Source organism: Streptomyces sp. NPDC005955, from assembly GCF_042871255.1.
Classification (GTDB): Bacteria; Actinomycetota; Actinomycetes; order Streptomycetales; family Streptomycetaceae; genus Streptomyces.
This window is the reverse complement of the sequence record NZ_JBIAIF010000004.1, coordinates 194,665-219,313: the sequence shown is the minus strand read 5'-3', so window position 1 is coordinate 219,313 and position 24,649 is coordinate 194,665. Positions and strand designations below refer to the sequence as shown.

Here is a 24,649-nt window from a genome sequence, read left to right as displayed (position 1 = left end):
GCGCGGCGGCCGACCGGTCCACGGGGGTTCAGACGTGCTGGGGCACCTCGTCCTTCAGCATGCCCCTGAGCTGCTCCCGCAACTCGCCGGTGTCCTCATGACCGTGGACGGACGCCGCGTGTTCGGCGGCGGCCCGCACCACTTCGTCCTCCTCGCCCGAGATGGTGAGGGTGCAGTTCGACTCGCTGGGGTAGTCCCGGCAGTCGGCGACCTTGCGCATGACGTGCCTCCGTGGACTTCACATGTGGGGGCCTACCCCTTCAGCCTCCCTCGGTTCCCGCCCAGAGCCAAGCACGGTCGCCTCCCGGAGTCGGACGACGGCCCTCGGTGAGCACCGTCGGCTCCCGCTGCGCCCTTGATCCCGGCCAGCGGCCCCGCACCCGGCCCGAGCAACGAAGAAATCGATGCTCAGACGTCAATGGCTTCATCATCTTCCGCTCACCGGCACCCGGCTGCCAGCATCAGCGCACTGTCACGGCTGAGGGAGAGAAATGGCCATTTCGACTCGAAACAGACCCCTGCGTTCCCTCGCGGCGCTGGCCGCGGTGACCGCGCTGGCCGTCACCTCCTGCGGACGGTCCGACCAGGGCGGCGACACGGCGACGAACGGCTCCGGGAGCGCGGGGAAGACCGCCAAGGAACTGCTTCCCGCATCGTTCGAGAAGAGCGGGGTGCTGCGGGTCGCCACCGCGGTGGGCTACCCCCCGATGGAGATGTACAAGCCGGGCACCACCGAGCTGACGGGCGTCGACCCCGACCTCGCGAAGGCCGTCGCCGACGAACTGGGACTGGAGCTCAAGCTCACCAACGCCGCGTTCGACGGGCTGATCCCCGGGCTGAAGTCCGGACGCTTCGACCTGGTCATGTCGTCCATGACCGACAGCCCGCAGCGCCGGCAGGCCGTCGACTTCGTGGACTACTTCCGCACCGGCGGCGTGATCATGACGAAGAAGGGCAATCCGGAGGGCATCAAGACCCTGGACGACCTCTGCGGCAAGACCGTCGTCCTCGCCAAGGGCAGCTCCAACCTGGAGATCGGCGAGAAGCAGAACGCCGAGTGCGCGAAGAAGATGCGCATCTCGCAGAGCGAGGACGCCCCCACCGGACTCCTCCAACTGGAGAGCGGCCGGGCGGTCGCCACCATCGTCGACTACCCGGTGGCCCAGATGTTCGCCGAGAAGAACGAGGCGTACGAGGTCGTGCCCACCCAGTACGGCGCCGCGCCCTGGGGCATCGCCGTCAGCAAGGACCAGAACGGGCTGCGCGACGCGGTGCACAAGGCGCTCCAGGACCTCATCGACAACGGCGCGTACAAGAAGGTCCTCGACAAGTACGGGGTCGCGGGCAGCGCCGTGCCCAAGGCCACCATCAACGACGGTCAGTGAGCCCGAGGGTGGAGAAGGACATGACCCGCCTCAGCAAGGACGACACGGCGGTGGAGGCGGCCGGCACCCCCGACCCGGTGCACGACCCCGCACCGCGACTGGGACCGGGCACCGCGCCCCCGGACGACGAGTTCGCCTTCAAGGTCACCCGTCGTCCCCGGCCGGGCCGCTGGCTCGCGGTGCTCCTCGCCGCCGCCTGCACCGTGTGGCTCACGTACACCGTCGTGGTCAACCCCAATCTGCACTGGGACGTCATCGCGGAGTACCAGTTCGACGGGGTGATCCTCGAAGGGCTGTGGGTGACCGTCCAGCTCACCCTGATCTCGATGACCGCCGGCATCGCCATCGGCGTCCTGATCGCCGTGATGCAACTGTCCGAGAGCCCCGTCCTGCGGCTCACCGCCAGCGCCTACACCTGGTTCTTCCGGGGCACCCCGCTGCTCGTCCAACTGATCTTCTGGTTCAACCTCGCCCTGCTGTTCCCCGTGATCAGCATCGGCATCCCCTTCGACGGCCCCAAGCTCGTCGAATGGCAGACCAACGCGGTCATCACCGGATTCGTCGCGGCGCTGCTCGGCCTCTCCATCAACGAGGGCGCCTACCTCGCCGAGATCGTGCGCGCCGGCATCCAGAGCGTCGACCCGGGCCAGCGCGAGGCGGGAGCCTCGCTCGGCCTGTCCAACCGGCAGATCCTCACCCGGGTCGTCCTGCCGCAGGCCATGCGGGTCATCATCCCGCCCTTCGGCAACCAGTTCATCTCCATGCTCAAGACCACCTCCCTGGTCTCCGTCATCGCGGGCGCCGACCTCATGACCGTCTCCCAACACCTCTACCTCGCCAACTTCGAGGTGATCGCCCTGCTGATGGTCGCCTCCCTGTGGTACCTCGCGCTCACCACCGTCGCCAGCGTCGCCCAGCACTTCATCGAGCGCCGCTACAGCCCCGGTGCCGCCCCCCTGCGCCGTCGGGTGCTGACCAACCTCGTCCCCGGACGCACCGGCAAGGGAGCCGTGTCGTGAACGACCTCGTCCTCAGGGCCCAGCGGGTCCGCAAGCGGTTCGGCGACATCGAAGTGCTGCGCGGCATCGACCTGGAGGTCCGATCCGGCGAAGTGCTCTGCCTGATCGGCCCGTCCGGCTCCGGCAAGTCCACCCTGCTGCGCTGCTTCAACCACCTGGAGTCCATCGACGCGGGACGCGTGTGGCTCGACGGCGAACTCGTCGGCTACGAACCGCACGACACCTCGGGCCGGGTCCTGCGGGAGCGGCGGGCCAAGGAGGTCCGGGCCCAGCGCGAACGCATCGGCATGGTGTTCCAACGCTTCCACCTCTTCCCGCACCGCACCGCCGTGCAGAACGTCATGGAAGGTCCCCTCGCCGTCAAACGCCGCCCCCGGGCCGAAGCCGCACAGCAGGCCCGACGACTCCTCGACCGCGTCGGGCTCGCCGACCGCGCCGACCACTACCCCGGTCAACTCTCCGGCGGCCAGCAACAGCGCGTCGCGATCGCCCGCGCCCTCGCCATGGAACCCACCCTGATGCTCTTCGACGAACCCACCTCCGCGCTCGACCCCGAACTCGTCGGCGAGGTCCTGGGCGTCATGAAGGACCTGGCCGCCAGCGGCATGACCATGGTCGTCGTCACCCACGAGATGGGCTTCGCCCGCGAGGTCGCCGACCGGGTCGTCTTCATGGACGACGGCCTCGTCGTGGAGTCAGGCCCTCCCGAGGACCTGTTCGGCGCCCCGCGGCACGACCGCACCCGGGCCTTCCTCTCCACGGTGCTGTGATGGCGCGCCCCCTCGAACTGCTGCTGCGCGGCGGCACCCTCGTCGACGGCACCGGCGGCCCCGCCCGCGCCGTCGACGTCGGCGTGGCCGACGGGCGGATAGCCCTGCTGCCCACGGGCCGGCCGGCCACCGCCGACACGGTCCTCGACGTCGACGGACTGGTCGTCGCCCCCGGGTTCATCGACGTGCACACCCACTCCGACGCGCTCGCCGTGCCCCAGGACACCGAAGACCCCGCGGTCGCCGCGCTGCGGCTCGCCCCGCTGCTCCAGGGCGTCACCACGGAGATCGCCGGCAACTGCGGCTCCAGCCTCTTCCCCGCGCTGCCGGCACGGCTGCCCGGGCTCGCCGAGCACCTGCGAGTGACCTTCGGCCTCGGGCCCGTCGCACCCTGCCCCGACTTCACCGCCTTCGCCGCCGGGCAGGCCCCGGCGTTGCGCGCCACCCACCTCGCCTCCCTGGTCGGCCACGGGACGCTCCGCGCCGGCGTCATGGGATTCGACGCCCGCACCCCCACCGCCGACGAGTTGGCCGCCATGTGCGACCTCCTCGACCGCGCCCTCGGCCAGGGCGCCGCCGGCCTCTCGACCGGGCTCATCTATCCACCCGGCACCTACGCCGACACCGAGGAGATCGTCGCCCTCGCCCGGGTCGCCGCACGGCACGGCAAGCCGTACGTGACGCACCTGCGCGACGAGATGTCCCAGATCGACCGGGCCCTGGAGGAAGCGCTGGAGATCGCCGTGCGCTCCGGGGCGCCGCTCCAGGTCTCCCACCACAAGACCGCCGGACGGCACGCCTGGGGCGCCACCCTGCGTACCCTGCCCAGACTGGAACGGGCCCGCGCGGAAGGAGTGGACGTGCTCTGCGACGTGTACCCCTACACCGCGGGCAGCACCGTCCTGCACGCGATGCTCCCGCCCTGGGCCAACGCGGGCGGCATCGGCGCCCTGCTGGCCCGGCTCCACGACGAGTCCGTGCGCGAACTGATCCGGCGGGACATCGCCGAGGGCGTGGACGGCTGGGAGAACACCGTCGGCAACGGCGGCTGGGACCTGATCGCCGTCGCCGCCGCCCCCACCCACCCCCACGTCCAGGGCCGTCGCATCGCCGACCTCGCCGCGGAACGCGGCTGCGACCCCGTCGACTACGTCTGTGACCTGCTGCTCGCCGAGCAGGGCGAGGTGACCATCATCAGCCACTCGATGCGCGAGGACGACGTGCGCCGGGTCATCGCCAGCCCGCTGTCCATGATCGGATCGGACGGCGTCCCCAAACCGGGCCGTCCGCACCCCCGCTGGGCGGGCAGCTTCGCCCGGGTCCTCGGCCACTACGGGCGCGACGAGCGCCTCCTGACCCTGGAGACGGCCGTCCACAAGATGACCGGGCTGCCCGCCGCCCGCTTCGGACTCACCGGACGCGGCACCGTCCACCAAGGGGCCCACGCCGACCTGGTCGTCTTCGACCCCGCCACCGTGTCCGACCGGGCCACCTTCGACCGCCCGTTGGCGGCTCCGGACGGCATCGGCGCGGTGGTGGTCGCCGGGCGGCTCGCCGTGCGCGACGGCGCCCCGACCGGGGTGTGCGCCGGACGCGTCCTGGAGGTCCGATGAGCCTCGCCCGCGTCGCCGCGGCGGCCGGCCGCTCCGCCGCGCTGCCGCTCGTCCTCTCCGTCAGCGCGATCGACCTCGACGCCACTCACGCCACCGACTGCACGGACGGCATCGACAGCACCGACGGCACCGACAGCGCCGGCACCGACCGCATCGGCTTCCACGACGAGGTGGTCCTGCCCGTCGCGTCCACCGCGAAGCTGCTGCTCCTCGCCGAGATCGCCCGCCGGCTCGACACCGGGGAACTGCACGGCGACAAGACCGTCGACGTGCTCCCCGAGGACCGCGCGGGCGGCACCGGACTGCTGGGTCGCCTCGGGCGCACCGGGTGGACCGTCGAGGACCTGTGCTGGCTCACCGCGTCCGTCAGCGACAACACGGCGACCAACGCCCTGCTGCGCCTCGTCGGACGGGACGCCACGGCCCGGCTCGCCGAGCGGCTGGCGCTGCGGGACCTCACCCTGCACGACTCCGTACGGGACGTACGGGGACCTGGGCTGCCCCCGGTCTTCGCCACCGGCACCGCCCGGGACCTGGCCCGTCTGGTGGCGCACGCCGCGCGCGGCACGATGGTCTCCGCCGGGGCGTCCGCGCGGCTGTTGCAGTGGATGCGGGCCAACACCGACCACGGCCTGGTGCCGGCGCTCGTCGCCCACGACCCGTACGCGCCGGGCTTCCCCGCGCCCGCGCCGGGCGCGCTGCTCATCGCCAACAAGACCGGTACGGACACCGGGGTGCGGGCCGACGTCGGCCTGCTCATCGGCACCCGGCGGCTCGCCTACGCGGTCGTCGCGCACTGGGACACCGCGCTCGGCGCCAGCACCGAACGCGCGGCCGTGCACGCCCTGCGGGACGTGGGACGGACCCTCGCCGACTGCGCGATGCCCCCGGACCACGTCTGAGCCCTCACCACCGGGCGGGCGCGCGGGTCCCGCGCGCCCGCCCCGGCCGTTCAGGGGCGGGTGAGACCGAACTGGCTGCCGAGCAGGGTGCCCACCTCGCGCGCCGCCGTGCGCAGCTCCCCCAGGAAGTGGTCGAGCAACGGGTTCACATGGGTGGACCGGGTCGCGACCCCGATCCGGCGGTGCAACTGCGGATGGTCCAGCCGGCACACGTGGACGCCCGCCGTGTCACCGATCCCCAGCGCCGGCACCAGGGCGATCCCCATGCCGGCGCGGGCGAGGTTCACGGTCACCTGGTAATGGTCGCTGCGGCACCGCACCCGCGGCAGGAACCCCTCGGCCGCACAGGCCCGCTCCAGCACGGGTTCGCCCGTGTTGCCGCCCCGCGTGCCGATCCAGGTCTCGCCCTCCAGGGCCGCGAGCCGCACCGTGGACTGCCGGCCCAGCCGGTGCCGCAGGGGCACGACGATCAACTGCGGCTCGTCGAAGAACATCTCCACGTCCACCGAAGCGTCACGGCACCAGGGGTCCAGGGGGTGCTCGAAGACGACGGCCGCGTCCAGTCGCCCGGCCTCCAGACCGGGCACCAACTCGTGCGGCTGCCCGAGGATCAGTTCCAGCTCGACGTGCGGTCGGCGCGCCGAGAACCCGGACAGCGCACGGGGCAGCAGCTCCAGTCCGGACGAGGCGAAGAACCCGAGCCGCAGCACCCCCGCCTCGCCCGCCGAGTGCTCCCGCAGATCGTCCTGCGCGACGGCCATCAGATCCGCGATGGCCTGCGCGTGTTCCGCGAGCCGCTGCCCCGCCGCCGTCATCCGCAGGCTCTGCGGGGCCCGCTCGACCAGGGCGACGCCCACCTCCTGCTCCAACCGCGCCAACTGGTGGGAGACCGCCGACGGGCTGAGGTGCAGTGCCTGGGCGGCGGCCACGATGGTGCCCCGCCGGGCGATCTCCAGCAGGACGAGCAGACGCGCACTGTTCAGCATCGCGTCAGACTAGGCGCTGCCCGCGCCCGCCACCGCGACCAGGGCGGTTCCGTCCGTGCGCGTCTCCCCGGCCCCGGGCTCCGTGACGTCGAGCCGCAGCAGGTCCTCGTCCGTCTCCCGCCGCACCACGAGCCGGGCGGCACCGCCGCGCACGAACACCACCGCCGGGCGCGGCAGCTTGTTGTAGTTGGAGGCCATGGCGTACCCGTACGCTCCGGTCACCGGAGTCGCCAGGACGTCCGACACGGCGAGGTCGGCGGGGAGCGCCGCCCGGTCGATGATCACGTCACCGCTCTCGCAGTGCTTGCCCACCAGCCGGGCCCGCAGCGGCCGCGGAGCCCCCGGGCAGCGCGGCAGGAACGCCTCGTACCGGCTCGCGTACAGGGCGGGACGCAGGTTGTCGCTCATCCCGCCGTCCACGCTCACGTACGTGCGCACCCCCTCGATGTGCTTGACGGTGCCGACCCGGTACAGCGTCAGTCCGGCCCGTGCGGTGATCGACCGGCCCGGCTCCACCGTCACCCCGCCGGACCAGCCCGCGCCGTGCACCGCCGCCCGTACGGCGTCCGCCCAGGCGGCGAAGGTCGGCACCCGCTGCCCGCCCTCGTACGCGACGCCGAGCCCACCGCCGACGGTCAGCCCCGCGGCGCCCACCCCGGCCGCGAAACGGGCCACGGCAGCGGCCCCCGCCGCCAACTCGGACGGGTCGAGCACCTGCGAGCCCACGTGCGCGTGCACGCCGTCGAACCGCATCGCCGGGCTGCGCCGGACCCGTCGGACCGCTTCGGCGGCGGTCCCGTCGGCGAGGCCGAAGCCGAACTTCGAGTCCCGGCCCCCGGTCCGGATGGCCTCGTGGGCACCCGCGGCGACCCCGGGCGCCACCCGCAGCAGCACCGGCACCGGCGGCAGGCCCTCTTCGCGGTGCAGGGACTCGATCCGGTGCACCTCGTCGAAACTGTCGACCACCAGGTGGCGCACCCCGGCGTGGGCGGCGGCCCGCAACTCGGACACGTCCTTGTTGTTGCCGTGCACCACGATCCGGTCCGCCGGGACGCCGGCCCGCAGCGCCACCCGCAGTTCACCGCCGGAAGCCACGTCGAGCAGCAGACCCTCCTCGTGGGCGAGCCGGGCCATGGCCGTGCACAGGAACGCCTTGGACGCGTAGGCCACCCGGTCCGCACCGAACGCGTCGAGGGCCTCCCGGCAGCGGTGCCGCAGGTGTTCCTCGTCGTACACGAACAGCGGGGTCCCGAAGCGCCCGGCCAGTTCCACCAGCGGCACTCCGCCGACGGCCAGCCCTCCGGGGCCGGACGTCGAGGTGAGGGGCAGCAGATCGGGGTCGACGGCTGAGGTCACGGTTCCTCCCACGGCAGGCTGGCTCCCGGCCATCCTGGGGCCCGCGGGGGGAACCGTGAAAGCGGATTCTTCGGGGGCTGAGCACCGACATTTCCGATGCTCGCCCCGAGCCCCGAGCCCCGAGCCCCGAGCCCCGAGCCGTCGCGCCGCCGGGCCCGTTCAGCCCAACAGGGTCGCCGCGTGGTCCGGCACGTACGACTGGAGGTCCTTCGGCGGGCGTTCGTAACCGGAGGCGGGCGGACGCGACGGAATGGTGACGTCCGGCGGCGGGACCTCCCGGTAGGGCACCGTGGACAGGAGATGGGCGATCATGTTGAGCCGGGCCCGACGCTTGTCGTCGCTCTCAACGATGTGCCAGGGCGCCTCCGGGATGTCCGTGTGCACCTGCATCTCGTCCTTCGCCCGCGAGTACGCCTCCCACCGCGTGATGGACTCCAGGTCCATCGGCGACAGCTTCCAACGGCGCAACGGGTCCTCCAGCCGCTTGCGGAAACGGCGTTCCTGCTCCGCGTCGCTCACCGAGAACCAGTACTTGCGCAGCAGGATGCCGTCCTCGACCAGCATCCGCTCGAAGATCGGGCACTGGTGCAGGAACCGCTGGTGCTCCGCCTTGGTGCAGAAGCCCATCACGTGCTCCACCCCGGCGCGGTTGTACCAGCTCCGGTCGAACAGCCGCACCTCACCGGCGGCCGGGAGGTGCGCCGTGTACCGCTGGAAGTACCACTGCCCGCGCTCGCGTTCGGTGGGCTGGGGCAGGGCCACGATCTGCGCCACCCGCGGGTTGAGGTACTCCGTCACCCGCTTGATCGTGCCGCCCTTGCCCGCGGCGTCACGGCCCTCGAAGACGATGACCAGCCGCACCCCCTCGGCCCGCACCCACTCCTGGAGCTTCACCAACTCGGTCTGGAGCCGGTACAGCTCACGCTCGTACGGTTCCCGCGGCATCTTCCGCCCGCCCGACCCCGCGCCCTTCGCCGCCATCCGTACGCCCTTCTCGCAGTGGAACGTCGCCCCCGGACCACCCGGGTCCACCCGGGCCGGGGGCCGACCAGCACCGTAACCGACCGCTCGGCCCGCCGACGTCCGGCACGACCGCCCCGGGCCGGGCCGTGCGCACCCGGTGGCGGACGACGCCCGTGACGGGCCGTCCAACGGGAGCCGGGGGAACCGGCATTGCGGTCCGGACGGGAAGCGTTAGGGTCAGGCTCGCGAGTGCAGCGCGCGAACCGGCTGCCCGCACCTCGTCATGGAGCCCACGTCCACGGAGACCAACGGTGAGTCAACCCCCCGTCCCGCTCCGCGCGGCCCGCGCCCTGCCGGACCCGGTGATCCGACGTCAGCAGGGACTCGACCCCCGGCCCCCCGCCCCGACGAGACCCGGCGCCGGGCCGGAACCCTCCCTCCCGGAGGGCGCCGCACCATGAACATCAACCGGGGGATGAAACGACTCGCCGCGAGCCTCGCGGACGCGGTGACGGACCGGGACCTGGGCGATCCCACCAGCGCGGACGCACTGTGCCGGGCCCTGTGCGAAGAGATGGCACGGCGCCGCGGGCGGCCCATCGTGCTGCGCTTCGAGAGGTTCCCCGACGAGGCGGGGGTCACCGGGCTCATGCTGAGCTTCGACACCTACGACATGATCCTCGTCGAACAACGCCACGACCCCGTCCAGCAGGTGGTGGTCGTCGGGCACGAACTGTGGCACCTGACGCAGGGCCACGGCCGGCCCGCCGAAGGAGACCCCGCCGTCCCCGCCGGAGCCCTCGCCGGCGGTGCGGGCGCCCGCCCGGGACCGGCCGGGCGGTGGGCGGACGTCCTGCGCTCGTTCGCGGCCCGCAGCCACTGCCACGACGACCACGAACGCGACGCCGAATCGTTCGGGCTCCTGCTCGGCAGCCGACTGCGCACCCTCATCGAGGACCCCCACCACCGGCGCGCGGCCCACCGCGACGGCATCAGCAACCGCATCCAGGCCTCCCTCGGAGTCCGGTGACCGCGTGCCGCCCTCCGACACCCACCTCAGCTACCTCATCGCGGCCGCCGTCCTCAGCGCCGCCCTGGTCTACAAGACCCCGGCCATCGTCCGGTTCTGGCGCGACAAACTGCTGCGCGCCGTCGGCGGTCTGCTCGTCCTCGCCTGCGGGGTCTTCTTCTTCGCGAACCCCCGCACCATCGTCTGGCTCAACGACGTCACCGGAGTCCCGAACGTCTCCGCGCCGTGGGTGTACACGCTGCTGACGGCGTTCTGCGCCTCGTGCCTGGTGCTGCTCATCGTCTGGAAGGACGACGACCGGGCCGTCACCCGTCGCTCGGTGCGCTGCGTCACGGTCGCCTACGCCACCGTGATCGTGGGCCTGTGGATCCTCTTCGCCCTGGCCGACGTGCCCGACGAGCGCGTCCAGGACCTCGACACGCACTACGCCACCACGCCCTTCATCCGCGAGGTCGTGATCCTCTACCTGCTGGCCCACACGGTGGCGGTGCTCATCACCTCGTACCTGATCTGGTCCTGGCAGGGACGCCTGCGCGGGTGGCTGCGCAGCGGCGTCGTCTGCCTCGGGGTCGGCTACGGGGCGAACCTGGGCTTCGACACCCTCAAGTGGACCGCCGTGGTGGCCCGGTGGACGGGCGGGAACCTGGACCACCTCAGCACCACGATCGCCCCGCCGGTGGCCTGCGTCAGCGCCGTCTTCATCGGTGCGGGCTTCATCCTCCCGCACGCCGGACAGGCGGCCCAGGGCTGGTGGCACGCCCGGACCAGCCACTGGCGGCTGCGCCCGCTGTACCGACTCCTGAAGGCCCACGCCGAGGTGAAGCCGTCCCTGACGGTGGGCCGTTCGCGCAGCGCCGCGCTCGCGCTGACCGCGCGCGAGACGTACATCGGCGACGAGGTGATCCACCTCGGGCCCCACATCGACTACGCGTTGTGGCGGCTGGCGCACCACGAGGCACTGCACGGCGGCGCCGCACCCGAGGACGCCACCGGCATCGCCGGAGCCGTGACCCTCCTCGCCGCGATCGAGCGCCGTGCCACCCGTCGCGACGGCGGCGACGGCCGGGGCCACGCCCCCGGCGCCCCGCTCGGCGGCCAGGCCCGACAGATCGCCCGGGCCCTGCGCTCTCCCGACCTCGTCGCAGCGGTTCGCGCACGCGTGAACGCCCGAACAGAAAGCGTGGCCCCATGAGTGACCGCTCCCCCAACTCCGGCAGACCCGGTAGATCCGGCAGATCTGGCAGACCCGGCAGACCCGGTAGATCCGGCAGCTCCCGTAGCTCCGGCGGCTCCGGTAGATCCGCCGTCGTCCTCGGCGGCGGCCTCGCCGGAGTGTTGACCGCGCAGGCGCTGTCCGGCCTCGCCGACGTGACCGTCGTGGAACGCGACGGGCTTCCGACCGGCCCGGCGTCCCGCAAGGGCCTGCCCCAGGCGCGCCACGTCCACCTGCTGTGGTCCGGGGGAGCCGAGGCCGTCGAAGAACTGCTGCCCGGCACCATCAACCGACTGCTGGCCCGGGGCGCCCACCGGCTGGCCCTGCCCGACGACATGATCGGCTTCTCGCCCCAGGGATGGCTGCGCCGCTGGGCGGGCGAGCACTACATGCTGCTGTCCTCCCGGGACCTCCTCGACGCGACGCTGCGCGCGGAGGTCCTCGCCTCTGAACGGGTGACGCTCCGTCAACACACCGAGGTCCTGGGCCTGACCGGGGACGGCTCGACGGTGGCCGGGGTCCGGGTCCGCGACCGCGAGGGCGTGCAGAGCACGCTCCGCGCCGACCTGGTCGTCGACACCACCGGCCGGTCCTCCCGGGCCGCCGGCTGGCTGCGCTCCCTCGGACTGCCCCCGGTCCCCGAGCGGACCGTGTCGTCCGGGCTCGTCTACGCGAGCCGGCTGTACCGGGCGCCCGAAGCGGCTCGCGGTGGGTTCCCCGCGGTCAACATCCAGGCCGACCCCCGCGGCCCCGGCCCGGGGCGCGCCGGAACCCTGGTGCTGATCGAGGACGGCCGTTGGCACGTCACGCTGTCCGGCACCACGGGCGGTGCACCGTCCGCCCGCAACGACGCGTTCGAGCCGTTCGCCCGGGGGCTGCGGCACCCGGTGCTCGCCGATCTCATCGCCGACGCGGAACCCCTCGACGACGTGGTCCTCACCCGGGCCACCGCCAACCGCCGCCACTACTACGAGCGCGCCCGCCGCTGGCCCGACGGGTTCGCCGTCCTCGGGGACGCCGTCGCCGCGTACAACCCGATCTACGGGCACGGCATGTCGGTGGCCGCGCAGAGCGCCCGCGCCCTGCGCGCCGTCGTGCGGCGGCGCGGCTGGGGCACGCCCGGCCTCGCCCGCCACGTGCAACGGGCCGTCGCCGGCCCGGTCGCGGTGGCCTGGGACCTGGCCACCGGCCAGGACGTCTTCTACCCCGGCGCCACCCCGAACGGCCCCACCCTGCGGGAACGGGCCACCGCGGCCTACGTGGACCGCCTCATGCACACCGCGACCGGCAACGGGCGGATCGCCAGGGAACTCACCCGGGTGACCTCGATGGAGGACGGTCCGCTGCTCCTCCTCAAACCGTCCGTCCTCCTCGCGGCCGTCCGCGGTCCCCTCCGACCCCCGCTCGGCGGGCCGCCGTTGACTCCTGCGGAGCGCGGCGCGGTCGGGTGAAGCCCCCGCACGGGTCCCGTGCGGGGGCCGTGCGGCGGTGGCGTTGTCAGACCCCTCTGCCAGAGTGACCGCATGGACACGAGCACACCGCAGCGGCCCGCACCCCAGGACTCCCCGCCCGGACGGGTGGAGGAGGCGATCCCGGTCCTCCGGGTGCGGGAGGCCGCTCGGGCCGTCCGCTGGTACGCCCGGCTGGGGTTCACCGAGCAGTGGGAGCACCGCTTCGAGCCCGGCCTGCCCGCCTTCGTGGAGGTGGCCCGGGGCCCGGTCCGCCTCTTCCTCTCCGAGCACGTCGGGGACGCGCGCCCCGGCACCCTGGTCTACCTCCGGGTGGCGGACGTCGACGCGGTGGCGGCCGAGTTCGGTGTCACCGCCCAGGACGTGCCGTGGGCCAGGGAGATCGAGTTGAGCGACCCCGACGGCAACCGACTGCGGGTCGGCACGCCGTTGGAGTGAGCCGGTGCCCGCCGTCGCGGGCACCGGCGACCGGCAGCCGTCAGTGGTTGCCGGAGGCGGCGACGTCCAGCTTCCGGTCGAAGGTCTTCCCGCCGTCCCGGGACTCGTAGACGCCGTCCTGGGAGGCGACGACGAGACGTTGCCCGTCGAGCGCGGTCAGTGCCTGGGGAGCGCCCCCGGGCACCGTGCCCCGCTCGCTCCAGCCGGCCCCGCCGTCGCGGCTCACCGAGAGCGCGCCCGTCGGATCGACCGCGAACAGCGCGTCCTGCGTCGCCCAGGACACGAAGGCGGGGGCGGGTCCGGTGACGCCGGCGAAGGTCCTGCCCCCGTCGGTGCTGCGGAGCAGGCCCTGCTCCGCGGTGGCGAGCACGGTGTCCGGGTCCCGGGGGCTGACGGCGATGTCGAGCGCCGTCAGCGAGGCCCGGTCGTCCCAGGTCACGCCGTCGGAGCTGACCCGCAGCAGGCCGTTGGTGCTGTCGTACCCGTAGATGGTGTCGTGGGCGTACTCCAGGGCGTGGAAGTCGACCTTGCCGCTGAGTGACTTGTCCTTCCAGGTGCGGCCGGTGTCGGTGCTCTCGATCAGCCCCAGGTTGCTGGGCGCGTCCCGGCCCGGCGCGGGGTGGCCGCTGGCAAGGAAGGCGCCGGACTTCCCGAGGGCGAAGCCCATGAAGTCGTCCTTGCGGTCGCCGACCAACTCGGGGTGCCCTTCGGCGTCCGGGGTGTAGATCCCGTCGTGCGTGGCGACGTAGAGCTTGCCGTCCTCGGGGCCGACCGCCACCCCGTGGATGTGGCTGATCGTCGCTCCGGCGTCGCCGTCCGCCGCGTCGTCGCTGCCCGGTGAGCAGGCACCGAGGACCAGGGCGAGGGCGAAGGCCGAGACGGAGGCGGCTACGGGCAGTGCGGTGCGGTGCTTCATGGTGATGTCCTGATCGGGTGTCGGGCGCGGGGGCGCCGCGCGGGCGTCGACCCACGGCCGCCGGGTGGTGCCCGGGCGGTCGGGGGCGTCGGGGGTGGGGTCGCCGTGGGCGGGGGAGTGGTGGGGGTGCGGGCGGGGTTCAGGTGCCCGCCCGCACCCGCCGGGTCACGGGCCGGGCCGGAGCAGGACGAGTCGGTGCCGCCCCGCCCCGGACCGTGCGGTACGCGTGCGATCAGAGTCGGTCGAGGATCTTGTTGAGCTGGGCGACCTCGGTCGACTGGGCCTTCACCACGTCGTCGGCGAGTTCCTTGGCCGTCGCGTTGCGGCCGTTCTTCTGCTCGTCCTTGGCCATCTCGATGGCCCCGTTGTGGTGGTCGATCATCAGCTGCGCGAACTTCCTGTCGAACGCGGTGCCCTTGGCGTCCTTGAGCGCGGCCATGTCCTCGTCGGTCATCATTCCGGACATCCCTCCGGAGCCTCCGGAGTGGCCGCCGTGGTCCGCGCCGTCACCCGCCGACTCGGGCTTGCCCCATGCCTTGAGCCAGGACTTCATCTTCTGGATCTCGGGGTCCTGGGCCCCGGAGATCTCCTCGGTGAGCGCCTTGACCTCGGGGTCCTCGGCGCGGCCGTCCGCCAGGGCGGACATCTCCAGTGCCTGCTCGTGGTGGGGGATCATCATCTGCGCGAACATCACGTCCGCGTCGTTGAAGGCACCCGGTGCCGGGTTCGCACCGGACGGCGCGGGGGACGCGCTGGCGCTCGCGGAGCCGGAGCCGCCGCTGCCGTGGTCCATGCCGTCCATGGAGTCGTCGCCACCGCAGGCGGCGAGCACCAGGCTCGCGGCGGCGACGGCGCCGACCAGGGCGAACCGGCGGACGGGGGTACGGCGCGGGGCATGCGTGAAGGCGGTCATGTCACAACCTCTTGAATGCTGTCTGTTCCAGCGGGAAACGGGCCGGCGCGCGGGTGCGGGCACGGGCTGCCGAAGGGCAGCGCGTGGCACCCGCAGGGGGCGTTCGGCCTAGATCCGCAGGACGGACAGTTGCAGGAGGTCGGGACTGCGCGGCGGCGGCAGGGGCAACAGGGAACGCAGGGCGCCCGTGCGCAGGCGGACGAGCCACTCCGTACGACGGCGCAGCGCGGCGGCCACCAGGGCGGCGAGCACCCAGGCCCCGAGCACGGCCACGCACAGGGAGGCCAGGTCCATCGTCATGCCGGAGTCGTGCGAGGAGGGTGCGCCGCCGTGCTCCGTGTCGGCCGCTGGCGCAGCGGTCCGCTCGGGCCCGTGCGGACCGAACGCGGCGGGAGCCGCCGGGGTGGCCGGTCCGTGCCCGGTCGCGCTCGCCGTGGTGGGGCCGGCCCCGTGCGCGGCGGTGCCACCCGAGGACGAACCCTCCGGGTGACCCACGGTGTGCATCAGGAAGACCCCGAGCGCGAGCGCGGCCACGAGCAGCAAGTGCCCCCAGGCACCCGCCGTCCGCAGACTCCGGCTTGCTCGCACGAGGTTCGTCCCCTCCGATCGTCGGACACTCCGCCGCCGGGGTGTCGCCCCGACCATACCCAAGGGGGGCATCCGGCACCGAACGCGGGCCGCCCGGACGGCCGCTGCTCCCCGCCGGTGCCCGGTGCGTGGACGGGGTCGTGGCCCCGGCCTCGGACCGCGGTCGGGGCATTACCTCTGGCGTAATCGACCCGCCACCGGGGCCGCGGGCATGGTTGACCCATCGGCCCCCGGGGCGGCGCACTCCGCCTCGGGAGCCGGGCCGATCAGCTCGTTCGAACCCCTTGGAGGGTGATCCACATGTCCACCACGCTTCCGCTCGCCGCGCTGGCCCGCACCACCGAGCCGGTGACCATGTTGCGGCGCTTCCTCGCCCTCGACGCCGTCGTCACCGGGGTCAACGGCATCGCCTACCTCGCGGCCTCCGGCCCGCTGGGCCGGCTGCTCGGCGTCGACCGCGGCCTGCTCCTGGCGATCGGTGGGTTCCTCACCCTCTACGGGATCGGGGTGGCCGTGCTGGGAGCCCAGCGTGCGCCGTGGACGGTGGGGGTCCGGGCGGTCATCGAGGGCAATGCGGTCTGGGCCGTGCTCAGCGTGATCGCCGTCCTGTTCTGGCTGTCGCCGACCACGGCCGGGGCGGTCTGGGTCCCGCTCCAGGCCCTGACGGTCGGTGGCTTCGCCCTCCTCCAGCACCTGGCCCTGCGGGCGGTGAAGGACGCCGGACCGCGGGCGTGAGGCGGGGTCGCACCGCCGGTGGGACCCGGTGTGGGGGGGGGCCCCCCCCCCCCCCCCCCCCGGGGGCCCCCCGGGCCCCCCCCCCCGGGCCGGCCCGACGGGCGGCCCCCCCCCGCCGGGGGGGGGGGACGGGGGGGGGGGGGCGGCGCCCCGGGGGGGGGGGGGGCCCCCCCCGCCCCCCCCCGGGGGGGGGGGGGGGGGGGCGCCCCCCCCCCCCCGCCCCCGCACACCGGGTGGTGGGCGCCAAGCACCGAGCGCGCCAGGGCGGCCCTCTGGACACCGGGCCGCCGTAGCGGCGATCCTGGCGCACCGGACGTGCCGGTGCGGGGAACGGGGGGACCGTGGACGGGGAAGCGGGCGGCACGGTGGCGGACACGGGGTGCGGAACGTACGGGCCTGCGGAGCCGCAAGCCCCGCAGCACTCCCGCTGGGTGCCGCTCATGGGTGCCGACAACACGCGTGACCTGGGCGGACTGCCCGTTCCCGGCGGTGGCACCACCCGCCGGGGCGTGTTGTTCCGCAGCAGCACCCTCCAGGCGGTGACCGACGCCGACGTGGAGTTCCTGGTGGACGGGCTGGGCCTGCGGACGGTCGTGGACCTGAGGGGGCCGGAGGAGTCCGCCCGGGAGGGGCACGGACTGCTCACCGCCACCCGGGTGCGCCGGGCGCATCTCCCGGTCCGGTTGCCGCAGGGGCGCGCCACCGAGGTCGTGCCGGACGGTCCCGACGGCGGCGCGGTCGACTTCTACTTCCGGCTGCTGGAGAGCAGTGCGGACACGCTGACGGCCACGGCGCGGATCGTCGCCGATCCCGATCAGCACGCGGTCCTGTTCCACTGCGCGATCGGCAAGGACCGCACGGGCGTGTGCGCCGCCGTGCTCCTGGACGCGGTCGGGGTGGCGGCCGAGGTGATCGCCGTCGACTACGAGCTGACCGCCGAGCGCATCGCCCGGGTCAGGGACCGGCTGCTCGCGGTCGGGGGCTACCGCAGCATCCCGGACGTGGGCCACACCTACATGGCGTCCCGGGCGCAGACCATGCACGACTTCCTGGCCCGGCTGCACGCCGAGCACGGCGGCGGAGCGGGCTGGCTGCTGCGCAGCGGGCTCACCGCAGGGGAACTGGACCTGCTGCGGGCGACCCTCGTGGCCCCGTGACCCCCGGTGACGGGGCCGTCGCCCGCCGGCGCCCCGGGCGGCGGACGCGGTTGCGCCGGTCGGGTGACGAATGGGGCGAACCCGGGTAAGAGAGTTACACGAACCCCACGCACGGCGGTCTCCGGGTGGGGAGGCCCCGTGTGCGGCGCGGCCCATGTCCGCTCATGAGGAGGTCCGGCATGACGACTGCGAGAAGGCTGCTCACGGCTCTGCCCGCTGATCATCGCCAGCGCCTCATGGACCTGGCCCAGGAGGTGTCCTTCGCCCAGGACAGTCGGATCTTCGAGGAGGGCGGGCCCGCGGACCGGCTCTGGGTGATCCGTTCCGGCACGGTCGCCCTGGACCTCCAGGTCCCCGATCGGCGCCGGGTCACCGTGGAGACCCTGCAACCGGGCGACCTGCTCGGCTGGTCCTGGTTGTTCCCCCCGCACCAGTGGGAGTTCGGCGCCGAGGCGTTCAGTCCGGTGCGCGCCTACGAGTTCGACGCGGCCAAGGTCCGGTCCCTCTGCGAGGAGGAGTCGGCACTCGGGCTGGTGCTGCTGCGCACCATCGCGGAGATCCTGGCCCACCGGTTGGAAGGCGCCCGCACCCGTCTGATCGAGAACTACGCCAAACACGGGGGAGCCACGCTCTAGCGGTGCGGCTCCGGGTGCTCCCCGGCTGAGTCGAGCGTCACGTGTACGGGAGACGACCATGGCGCAATGGACTCGTATGATCAGCTGATGAGTTGACGGACTGTCCGGCCACCCCCCCCGTACCGGCCCGCAGGAGATGAGCACGTGCCCACCCCCGCTTCGTCCCGACTCTCCACGGCCACCCGGTCCACCGTCGATTCCCGTCGGGCCCACTCCGCACGGATCTGGAACTACTGGTTGGGCGGCGCCGACTACTACGAGCCGGACCGCCGGGTGGGCGAGGGCATCAATGCGTTGTACCCGCAGGTCAGCGCCTATGCACGGGCCGACCGGCGGTTCCTGGGACGGGCGGTGCGCCAGCTCGCCGGGCCGGTCGGCATCCGCCAGTTCCTCGACATCGGCACCGGCCTGCCCACCGCCGAGAACACCCACGAGATCGCCCAGGGCGTCGCTCCCGACGCGCGCATCGTGTACGTCGACAACGACCCGACCGTCCTCGCCCACGCCCGGGCCCTGCTGGTCAGCGCACCGGAGGGCCGCACCGAGTACGTGGACGCCGATGTCCGGGACGTGGACGGCATCCTCGAACAGGCGGCCGGCATCCTCGACTTCGGACGTCCCGTGGCCCTGATGCTGCTCGGCGTGCTGATCTTCGTGGAGGACGACGAGGAGGCCGGCACCGCGGTGCGACGCCTCATGGGCGCCCTGCCCCCGGGCAGCCATCTGGTCCTCTCGCACACGGTCAGCAGCGCCCGGTTGCCGGAGGTCGACGCGGCGGTGGCCTACTGGAACCAGCACGGCTCCCCGGCACTGACCCAGCGCACCCCGGGGCCATCGCCCGGTTGATGGACGGGCTGGACGTCCTGCCGCCCGGTCTGGTGCCCTGCTCCCGATGGCGCGCATCGGGGGAGGCCACGGACGAACCCGAGGTCGGCATGTACGGCGCGGTCGCCCGCAAACCCTGACGGGCGGACCGGACCGCAACGGGTCAGGGCGCCGTCACGTCGTCGAGGAAGTCGGCGACGGCCCCGGCGACCGCCTCCGGGGCGTCGTCGTGGACCCAGTGCCCGGCCCCGGGGAAGCGCACCAGCCGGGTCCGGGGGCGTCGGGCGACCATCTCCTCCGCCAGCGAACGCGGGAGCAGGGTGCTGCGGGCGCCGTGGAGCACCAGCGCCGGACACTCCGAGCCCAGCCAGTCCGCCCACCAGTCGCCCACCCCGTGCTCCTGGACGGCCGTCATGTCGGACCAGTCGAACAGCATCCGCCAACCGTCGGCGCTCCGGTGCGCGCTGCGCAGGAAGTACGCACTGTCGGGGACGCCGCGCGCCTCGATCGCCGCCGCCAGCGCCGCCCGCGACGGTGCCCGCACGGGCCAGCCCCGGACGTCCAGTACCGGGTGCTCGACCTCCGGACGGCGCATCACGGGGCCGACGTCCTCGACCACCAGCCCCACTACCAGTTCAGGGTGCCGCGCCGCGAGTTGGTAGGCGGTGATGCCGCCCAGCGAGTGCCCCAGCACCACGACCGGACCCCTGCCCCACCGCTCGATCAGCCCTGCCGCGTCCTCGACGAACCCGTCACGACCGTAGTCGGCGGCCCGGTCACTGAGGCCGTGCCCGCGCTGGTCCGGAGCGAACACCCGGGCCCGTCCCCGTAGGTCGGCGGCCAGTCGGGCGAACTCGGTGCCCCGTCCGAACGTCCCGTGCAGCGCCAGGACCGGCGGTCCGGACCCGCCGAAGTCGGTGCAGCACAGGTCCAGCCGTCCGACCCGCACCCGGGAGACGACGGGTGCGGCCGGAGCGGACGCGGAACGGGCGGGCGGGAGGGGAGAGTTCATCGCCCGACCCTAGGGCCCGACCGCGACCCGACGCACACCGTCGGGGAGGGGCGGCGCACGGACGGCTTGACCCTCACGTTGCGTGAGGCCCGAAGGTGAGGTGCATGAGCGACTACTACAACGCGTTCGAGATCAGCCCCGTGCCCGATCCCGGTCCGGACGCCGTTCCGCCGGAGCCGTTCCGCGGCATCTACGGCATGCCCGCGTTCGTGACGATCCCGACCAGCGACCTGGCGGCGTCGGTGGACTTCTGGGTCCGCGGGCTCGGGTTCTTCGAACTGTTCGGCGTCCCCGGCGAACTCGTGCACCTGCGCCGGTGGGCGTTCCAGGACGTACTCCTCGTCCGGGCGCCCAGCGTGCCGGAGCGGGCACCGGAGTCGAGCGTCAGCTTCGCGTGCGTGCTCGGCCAGGTCGATGCGATCGTCGAAGCGTGCCGTGCCCTGCGTCCGAACGCCGTCGACGGCCCGCGGGACACCCCGTGGAACACCCGCGACGTGGAGGTGATCACCCCCGAGAACGCCCGGGTCGTCTTCACCGCGGCGAAGCCCTTCGACCCCACCAGCCAGGAGGCGCGCAACCTGGAGGCCATGGGGATCACCCCACCGGACGTCGGCAGCGGCGACAGCAACGACAATGAGGAGCATGTCTGATGACACCGACACCGACGGCTTGACCGTCGGCCAGGTGGCGACGCGCCTGGGCGTCACGGTCCGTGCGCTGCACCACTGGGACGAGATCGGCCTGGCGCGACCGTCGCTGCGCACGGCTGCCGGATACCGGCTCTACACCGCCGGTGACCTGGAACGCCTGCACCGCATCGTCGTCTACCGCGAGATCGGTCTCGGCCTGGACAGGATCCGGGCCGTCCTGGACCACTCGACCGCGGACGTGCCCGGCGCACTGCGCGCACAGCGCACCCAGGTCGCCGAACGGATCGACCGCCTCCAGCACCTCAGCGCCGGACTGGACCGGATGATCGACGCCCACGAACGCGGCCTGCTGCTGACCACCGAGCAGCAGGCCGAGCTCTTCGGCCCCCGGTGGAACCCGGATTGGCCCGTCGAAGCGCGCCGGCGCTACGGCGACACCCCGCAGTGGCGCCAGTACGCCGAACGTTCGGCCGCGCGCGGCCCGCAGGAATGGCAGGCCGTCGCCGACGCCGTGGCCGATCTCGACCGGGCCCTCGGCGAGGCGATGGACGCCGGCGTCACCCCGGGCAGTCCCCGGGCGCATCAGCTCGTGGACCGGCACCGCGAGGTGTTCGCCTCGTACTTCCCCCTCACCCGGCAGATGCAGGTCTGCCTCGCCCGCAGGTACGCGGCCGATCCGGAGTTCGCCGCCCACTACGACGGCGTCCGCCCCGGCCTCGCCGCGTGGTTCCGTCGGATCGTGGACGCCAGCGCACGCGCCCACGGCATCGACCCCGACACCGCGACCTGGCAGTAGTCGTACCGGACCGGCGGCCCCGCCACGGCGGAAGGCGGTGGGTGGACCTCTAGGGTCACCCACCGCCTCGCTCAGTGCCTCAGCACGTCACCGCCGGGGCGGCTCTTCGGGCTCGTCCGCCGTGCGCCGCCGGGGGTCCCGCTCCTGCGGCTCGCCGCCCCGCGACGCGTCCCGGGCCTCGTCCGCCCCCCGCTCCGACCGTCGACGGGTCTCGTCCTGTCCGCTCTGCGCGGCCTGCTGGGCCCGCTGCTTGAGCTGCTCGGCCTTGTCCTGGAACTGGTCCTTGATGCCCATGGGGTACTCCCGTGAAGTGTGGGGGCGGGATGTTCCCAGCCTCCCACGACCTGTCGCACCGCGCATGTTCGATGACCGTGCGTGACCGCGCGCTGGTGCCCGAGCGGCGCCCCGGGGAGCGGCCGGCACCCGGTCCGGTCGTCAGGGCCCTGGCGACCCTCACCCGCCCTTCGTCAACTCGCCGACCAGGGCGCCGACCTGCTCGGTCTCGATGAGGAACCCGTCGTGCCCGTACGGGGATTCCACGATCCGCAGGGCGTCCGCGTGCGGGAGTCCGGCGGCCAGCTCCCGTTGCCCGGCCAAGGGGTACAGACGGTCGGAGTCCACCCCGGCCACCAGTGTCCGGGCGCTGACCCGACGCAGTGCGCGGGCCGTGCCGCCGCGCCCCCGACCCAGGTCGTGGCTGTTCATCGCCTCGGTCAGGGTCACGTAGCTGCCCGCGTCGAACCGGCGCACCAGCTTGGTCGCATGGTGGTCGAGATAGGACTCCACCGCGTACCGTCCGCCGCGCCACGGGTCCTCCGACTCCTGCGGCGCCCGGCCGAACCGGGCGGCGAGCTCGGCCCCCGACCGGTAGGTGACGTGGGCGAGGCGGCGGGCGGTGCCCAAGCCCCGGTGCGGCCCCTCGCCGTCGGGGGCGTCGTGGTAGTGGCCGTCGCGCCACCGGGCGTCGGCGCGGATCGCGTGCAGTTGTACGTCGGCCCAGGCGATCTGTTCCGCCCCCGAGGCGGCCGGGCAGGCCAGGACCAGCAGTGCGGACACCCGGTCGGGGTGGCCCACGGCCCACTCCAGCGCCCGCATCCCGCCCATCGAGCCGCCCACCACCAGGGCCCAGCGGTCGATGCCGAGCGCATCGGCGAGTGCGGCCTCGGCGGCGACCTGGTCCCGCTGGGTCAGGAAGGGGAAGGATCCGCCCCAGCGGGTGCCGTCGCCGCGCAGCGACGAGGGACCGGTGCTGCCCTGGCAGCCGCCCAGGACGTTCGGTGCCACCACGAACCACCGGTCGGTGTCCAGGGCCCGCCCCGGTCCCACCAGCGGGTCCCACCAGCCGGCCGTGGGGTGTCCGGGCCCGGCCGGACCGCTGACGTGACTGTCCCCGGTCAGCGCGTGCAGCACCAGCACGGCGTTGGACGCGTCGGGCGCCAGGCGCCCCCAGGTCTCGTACGCGACCCGCACGTCCGGCAGTTCGCCGCCGGCCTCCAGGGCGAGGGGCGCGGCGAGGGCCACCCAGCGTCGACCGCCGGGCGGGTCACCCTCCCGCCAGGCCCCGGAGGCCGGCGGGAGGGGAGCGACGGGCTGGTCCGCCGGGGCGTGGGGCGCCAGCTCGGTCAGGACGCTTCCTTCGCCGCGCGGAACCCGGCGGAGAGGTCCGCCGTGAGGTCGTCCAGGTGCTCGATGCCGACCGACAGCCGCACCAGGCCCGGCGCCGTTCCCGTGGCGGCCAGCGCCTCGGGGCCCAACTGGCTGTGGGTGGTCGACGCGGGATGGATGATCAGCGAGCGGACGTCCCCGACGTTCGCCAGATGGCTGAACAGCGACACCGCGTCCACGAACCGCTTGCCCGCCTCCACGCCGTCCCTCAGCTCGAAGGCCAGGACCGCCCCCGCGCCGCGCGGCAGGTAGCGGCGACCCGCCGCGTACCAGCGGTTGGACTCCAGGCCCGGGTAGTGCACGGCCGCCACTTCGTCCCGTGCTTCGAGCCACTGGGCGAGCGCCAGGGCGTTCGCGGAGTGCCGTTCGATCCGCAGGCTCAGCGTTTCGACGCCCTGGAGCAGCAGGAACGCCGAGTGCGGGGAGAGCGCGGGCCCGATGTCGCGCAGCAACTGCACCCGGAGCTTCACCGCGAAGGCGCTCGGGCCCAGGTCCGGCCAGTACCGGAGCCCGTGGTAGCTGGGGTCGGGCTCGCTGAAGTCGGGGAAGCGCTCGGGGTGCGCACCGAAGTCGAAGGTGCCGCCGTCGACCACGACGCCCGCGATGGTGGTGCCGTGTCCGCCGAGGAACTTCGTCGCCGAGTGCACCACGATGTCCGCGCCGTGCTCGATGGGCCGCAACAGGAACGGCGTCGGCAGGGTGTTGTCGATGATGAGCGGCACCCCCGCCGCGTGCGCGGTGTCCGCGACGCCCCGTACGTCGAGCACGTTGCCCCGGGGGTTGCCCAGGCTCTCGGCGAAGAGGGCCTTGGTGTTGGGGCGGATCGCGGCGCGCCAGGCGTCCAGGTCGTCGGGGTCGTCCACGAAGGAGACCTCGATGCCGAACCGGGGCAGGGTGTGCCGGAACAGGTTGTACGTTCCGCCGTACAGCGAGGTGCTGGAGACGATGTGGTCACCGGCGCCGGCCAAGGTGAGGATCGCGAGGGTTTCCGCGGCCTGTCCCGAGGCGAGGGCGACCGCGGCGACTCCCCCTTCCAGCGAGGCGATCCGCTGTTCGAAGACGTCCTGCGTCGGATTGTGGATGCGGGTGTAGATGTTCCCGGGCTCGGCGAGCGAGAAGAGGTCCGCCGCGTGCTGGGTGTCCCGGAAGACGAAGGAACTGGTCTGGTAGATCGGTACGGCCCGTGCACCGGTGGTCGGATCGGGCACCGCTCCCGCGTGGATCTGCCGGGTCTCGAACGACCACCCGGAGGCGGGCGCCGGCTCGTCGTCGGGGGTGTGACCGGCTGTCACCGAGTCGAGGGGCTGGCTCATGGGCGGTTCCTTCGCGCGAGGTCACTGGGGAGGGGGCGGAAGCGGTACGGGTCCGGCCCGTACCGCTTCCGTGCCGGGGCGAGAAGGGCCCAAAACACCCGGCGGAACGCAAAGTACCCGGGAGGGGGTGGTTCCGGTAGCCCGCCGGCCAGCTGGCCACGAGCCTGCAACATGCCGGCAACACAAACGTGGACGGAGGGGGCCCCGACACGGGTCAATGCCGGCCATCCTCGGAGTTCCGGCCAACAAGTCCGGTGGGGAACAAGAAAATCGCTGCTGTGGCCCTACCCTCACCAGGCG

The 24,649-nt window shown here is 73.4% G+C and carries 25 protein-coding genes and 1 pseudogene; 15 read left to right on the top strand and 11 right to left on the bottom strand.

All coding sequences use genetic code 11. The features are described from left to right. Positions 1 to 28: 28 nt before the first annotated feature. The gene (locus tag ACFYOU_RS12715; RefSeq protein ID WP_387011090.1) at positions 29 to 220 is read right to left on the bottom strand and encodes a DUF1059 domain-containing protein; all 192 of its coding nucleotides are present in this window, start codon (positions 218 to 220) and stop codon (positions 29 to 31) included. Between the two features lie 271 nt (positions 221 to 491). On the opposite strand from ACFYOU_RS12715, the gene ACFYOU_RS12710 reads away from it, so the two are divergent. From ACFYOU_RS12710 to ACFYOU_RS12690, 5 genes are read left to right on the top strand one after another with little or no spacing between them, the layout of a single operon-like run. Next, positions 492 to 1,385 (top strand): transporter substrate-binding domain-containing protein, encoded by an 894-nt coding sequence (locus ACFYOU_RS12710; protein WP_391305248.1) that lies wholly within the window; start codon positions 492 to 494, stop codon positions 1,383 to 1,385. A 20-nt stretch (positions 1,386 to 1,405) separates the two neighbouring features. Further along, a complete protein-coding gene (locus tag ACFYOU_RS12705; protein ID WP_391305246.1) occupies positions 1,406 to 2,404 on the top strand; it encodes an ABC transporter permease subunit in 999 nt (332 codons plus the stop codon). Beyond that, positions 2,401 to 3,174, top strand: a complete 774-nt coding sequence (locus tag ACFYOU_RS12700; RefSeq protein WP_391305245.1) for an ATP-binding cassette domain-containing protein — start codon at positions 2,401 to 2,403, stop codon at positions 3,172 to 3,174. The genes ACFYOU_RS12705 and ACFYOU_RS12700 overlap by 4 nt, the downstream gene beginning before the upstream one ends. Beyond that, positions 3,174 to 4,787, top strand: coding sequence for an amidohydrolase family protein (locus ACFYOU_RS12695; protein ID WP_391305244.1), 1,614 nt, complete (start codon positions 3,174 to 3,176; stop codon positions 4,785 to 4,787). The genes ACFYOU_RS12700 and ACFYOU_RS12695 overlap by 1 nt, the downstream gene beginning before the upstream one ends. After that, the gene (locus ACFYOU_RS12690; protein ID WP_391305242.1) at positions 4,784 to 5,689 is read left to right on the top strand and encodes a serine hydrolase; all 906 of its coding nucleotides are present in this window, start codon (positions 4,784 to 4,786) and stop codon (positions 5,687 to 5,689) included. Before ACFYOU_RS12695 ends, ACFYOU_RS12690 begins: the two co-directional genes overlap by 4 nt. 50 nt (positions 5,690 to 5,739) lie before the next feature. Here ACFYOU_RS12690 and ACFYOU_RS12685 read toward each other — a convergent pair whose 3' ends face one another. From ACFYOU_RS12685 to ppk2, 3 genes are all read right to left on the bottom strand, one after another. Beyond that, entirely contained in the window at positions 5,740 to 6,675 is a 936-nt protein-coding gene (locus tag ACFYOU_RS12685; protein WP_389774034.1) for a LysR family transcriptional regulator, read from the bottom strand. Between the two features lie 9 nt (positions 6,676 to 6,684). Continuing rightward, positions 6,685 to 8,031, bottom strand: a complete 1,347-nt coding sequence (gene lysA / locus ACFYOU_RS12680) for a diaminopimelate decarboxylase (protein ID WP_391305241.1) — start codon at positions 8,029 to 8,031, stop codon at positions 6,685 to 6,687. 159 nt (positions 8,032 to 8,190) lie between these two features. Beyond that, on the bottom strand, positions 8,191 to 9,012 hold the full coding sequence (ppk2, locus tag ACFYOU_RS12675; protein ID WP_389774039.1) for a polyphosphate kinase 2: 822 nt from the start codon (positions 9,010 to 9,012) through the stop codon (positions 8,191 to 8,193). 439 nt (positions 9,013 to 9,451) lie between these two features. Between ppk2 and ACFYOU_RS12670 the strand changes: the two genes are divergently transcribed. The 4 genes from ACFYOU_RS12670 to ACFYOU_RS12655 all read left to right on the top strand — a co-directional run bounded on the left by ACFYOU_RS12670 (position 9,452) and on the right by ACFYOU_RS12655 (position 13,144). Beyond that, entirely contained in the window at positions 9,452 to 10,024 is a 573-nt protein-coding gene (locus ACFYOU_RS12670; RefSeq protein WP_391305238.1) for a toxin-antitoxin system, toxin component family protein, read from the top strand. A gap of 4 nt (positions 10,025 to 10,028) precedes the next feature. After that, positions 10,029 to 11,216: a hypothetical protein gene (locus ACFYOU_RS12665; protein WP_391305236.1), complete on the top strand. Its 1,188-nt coding sequence runs from the start codon at positions 10,029 to 10,031 to the stop codon at positions 11,214 to 11,216. Further along, entirely contained in the window at positions 11,213 to 12,688 is a 1,476-nt protein-coding gene (locus ACFYOU_RS12660; protein ID WP_391305235.1) for an FAD-dependent monooxygenase, read from the top strand. The genes ACFYOU_RS12665 and ACFYOU_RS12660 overlap by 4 nt, the downstream gene beginning before the upstream one ends. Positions 12,689 to 12,760: 72 nt before the next feature. Continuing rightward, positions 12,761 to 13,144: a glyoxalase superfamily protein gene (locus ACFYOU_RS12655; protein ID WP_391305233.1), complete on the top strand. Its 384-nt coding sequence runs from the start codon at positions 12,761 to 12,763 to the stop codon at positions 13,142 to 13,144. A 40-nt stretch (positions 13,145 to 13,184) separates the two neighbouring features. Here the strand turns inward: ACFYOU_RS12655 and ACFYOU_RS12650 are convergent, their stop codons facing one another. The 3 genes from ACFYOU_RS12650 to ACFYOU_RS12640 all read right to left on the bottom strand — a co-directional run bounded on the left by ACFYOU_RS12650 (position 13,185) and on the right by ACFYOU_RS12640 (position 15,561). Then, complete coding sequence (locus ACFYOU_RS12650) at positions 13,185 to 14,060, bottom strand: F510_1955 family glycosylhydrolase (protein WP_391305231.1); 876 nt, start codon at positions 14,058 to 14,060, stop codon at positions 13,185 to 13,187. A gap of 232 nt (positions 14,061 to 14,292) precedes the next feature. Next, a complete protein-coding gene (locus tag ACFYOU_RS12645; RefSeq protein ID WP_391305230.1) occupies positions 14,293 to 14,973 on the bottom strand; it encodes a DUF305 domain-containing protein in 681 nt (226 codons plus the stop codon). A gap of 108 nt (positions 14,974 to 15,081) precedes the next feature. Further along, positions 15,082 to 15,561, bottom strand: a complete 480-nt coding sequence (locus ACFYOU_RS12640; RefSeq protein WP_391305229.1) for a hypothetical protein — start codon at positions 15,559 to 15,561, stop codon at positions 15,082 to 15,084. A gap of 300 nt (positions 15,562 to 15,861) precedes the next feature. On the opposite strand from ACFYOU_RS12640, the gene ACFYOU_RS12635 reads away from it, so the two are divergent. The 4 genes and pseudogenes from ACFYOU_RS12635 (at position 15,862) to ACFYOU_RS12620 (ending at position 19,053) form a co-directional block, all read left to right on the top strand. Continuing rightward, on the top strand, positions 15,862 to 16,296 hold the full coding sequence (locus ACFYOU_RS12635; protein WP_389774060.1) for a hypothetical protein: 435 nt from the start codon (positions 15,862 to 15,864) through the stop codon (positions 16,294 to 16,296). A gap of 440 nt (positions 16,297 to 16,736) precedes the next feature. Continuing rightward, positions 16,737 to 17,453, top strand: coding sequence for a tyrosine-protein phosphatase (locus tag ACFYOU_RS12630; protein ID WP_391305228.1), 717 nt, complete (start codon positions 16,737 to 16,739; stop codon positions 17,451 to 17,453). A 179-nt stretch (positions 17,454 to 17,632) separates the two neighbouring features. Beyond that, the gene (locus ACFYOU_RS12625) at positions 17,633 to 18,088 is read left to right on the top strand and encodes a cyclic nucleotide-binding domain-containing protein (protein ID WP_389771187.1); all 456 of its coding nucleotides are present in this window, start codon (positions 17,633 to 17,635) and stop codon (positions 18,086 to 18,088) included. A gap of 144 nt (positions 18,089 to 18,232) precedes the next feature. Then, positions 18,233 to 19,053: pseudogene (locus ACFYOU_RS12620) on the top strand (SAM-dependent methyltransferase). Positions 19,054 to 19,076: 23 nt separating this feature from the next. Here the strand turns inward: ACFYOU_RS12620 and ACFYOU_RS12615 are convergent. Next, positions 19,077 to 19,925 carry an alpha/beta fold hydrolase gene (locus tag ACFYOU_RS12615; RefSeq protein ID WP_391305226.1) on the bottom strand — a complete coding sequence of 283 codons (849 nt, stop codon included), beginning with the start codon at positions 19,923 to 19,925 and terminating at the stop codon, positions 19,077 to 19,079. A gap of 104 nt (positions 19,926 to 20,029) precedes the next feature. Between ACFYOU_RS12615 and ACFYOU_RS12610 the strand changes: the two genes are divergently transcribed. Both ACFYOU_RS12610 and ACFYOU_RS12605 read left to right on the top strand, forming a co-directional pair. Continuing rightward, on the top strand, positions 20,030 to 20,575 hold the full coding sequence (locus tag ACFYOU_RS12610) for a VOC family protein (RefSeq protein ID WP_391305224.1): 546 nt from the start codon (positions 20,030 to 20,032) through the stop codon (positions 20,573 to 20,575). Next, on the top strand, positions 20,568 to 21,371 hold the full coding sequence (locus tag ACFYOU_RS12605; protein WP_391305222.1) for a TipAS antibiotic-recognition domain-containing protein: 804 nt from the start codon (positions 20,568 to 20,570) through the stop codon (positions 21,369 to 21,371). The genes ACFYOU_RS12610 and ACFYOU_RS12605 overlap by 8 nt, the downstream gene beginning before the upstream one ends. A gap of 87 nt (positions 21,372 to 21,458) precedes the next feature. On the opposite strand, the gene ACFYOU_RS12600 is transcribed toward ACFYOU_RS12605, so the two are convergent. From ACFYOU_RS12600 to ACFYOU_RS12590, 3 genes are all read right to left on the bottom strand, one after another. Then, positions 21,459 to 21,665 carry a hypothetical protein gene (locus ACFYOU_RS12600; protein ID WP_391305221.1) on the bottom strand — a complete coding sequence of 69 codons (207 nt, stop codon included), beginning with the start codon at positions 21,663 to 21,665 and terminating at the stop codon, positions 21,459 to 21,461. A gap of 159 nt (positions 21,666 to 21,824) precedes the next feature. Then, positions 21,825 to 22,988 carry a homoserine O-acetyltransferase gene (locus ACFYOU_RS12595; RefSeq protein ID WP_391305784.1) on the bottom strand — a complete coding sequence of 388 codons (1,164 nt, stop codon included), beginning with the start codon at positions 22,986 to 22,988 and terminating at the stop codon, positions 21,825 to 21,827. Positions 22,989 to 22,993: 5 nt separating this feature from the next. Continuing rightward, positions 22,994 to 24,349, bottom strand: a complete 1,356-nt coding sequence (locus ACFYOU_RS12590) for a bifunctional o-acetylhomoserine/o-acetylserine sulfhydrylase (RefSeq protein ID WP_391305219.1) — start codon at positions 24,347 to 24,349, stop codon at positions 22,994 to 22,996. Between the last annotated feature and the right edge of the window lie 300 nt (positions 24,350 to 24,649).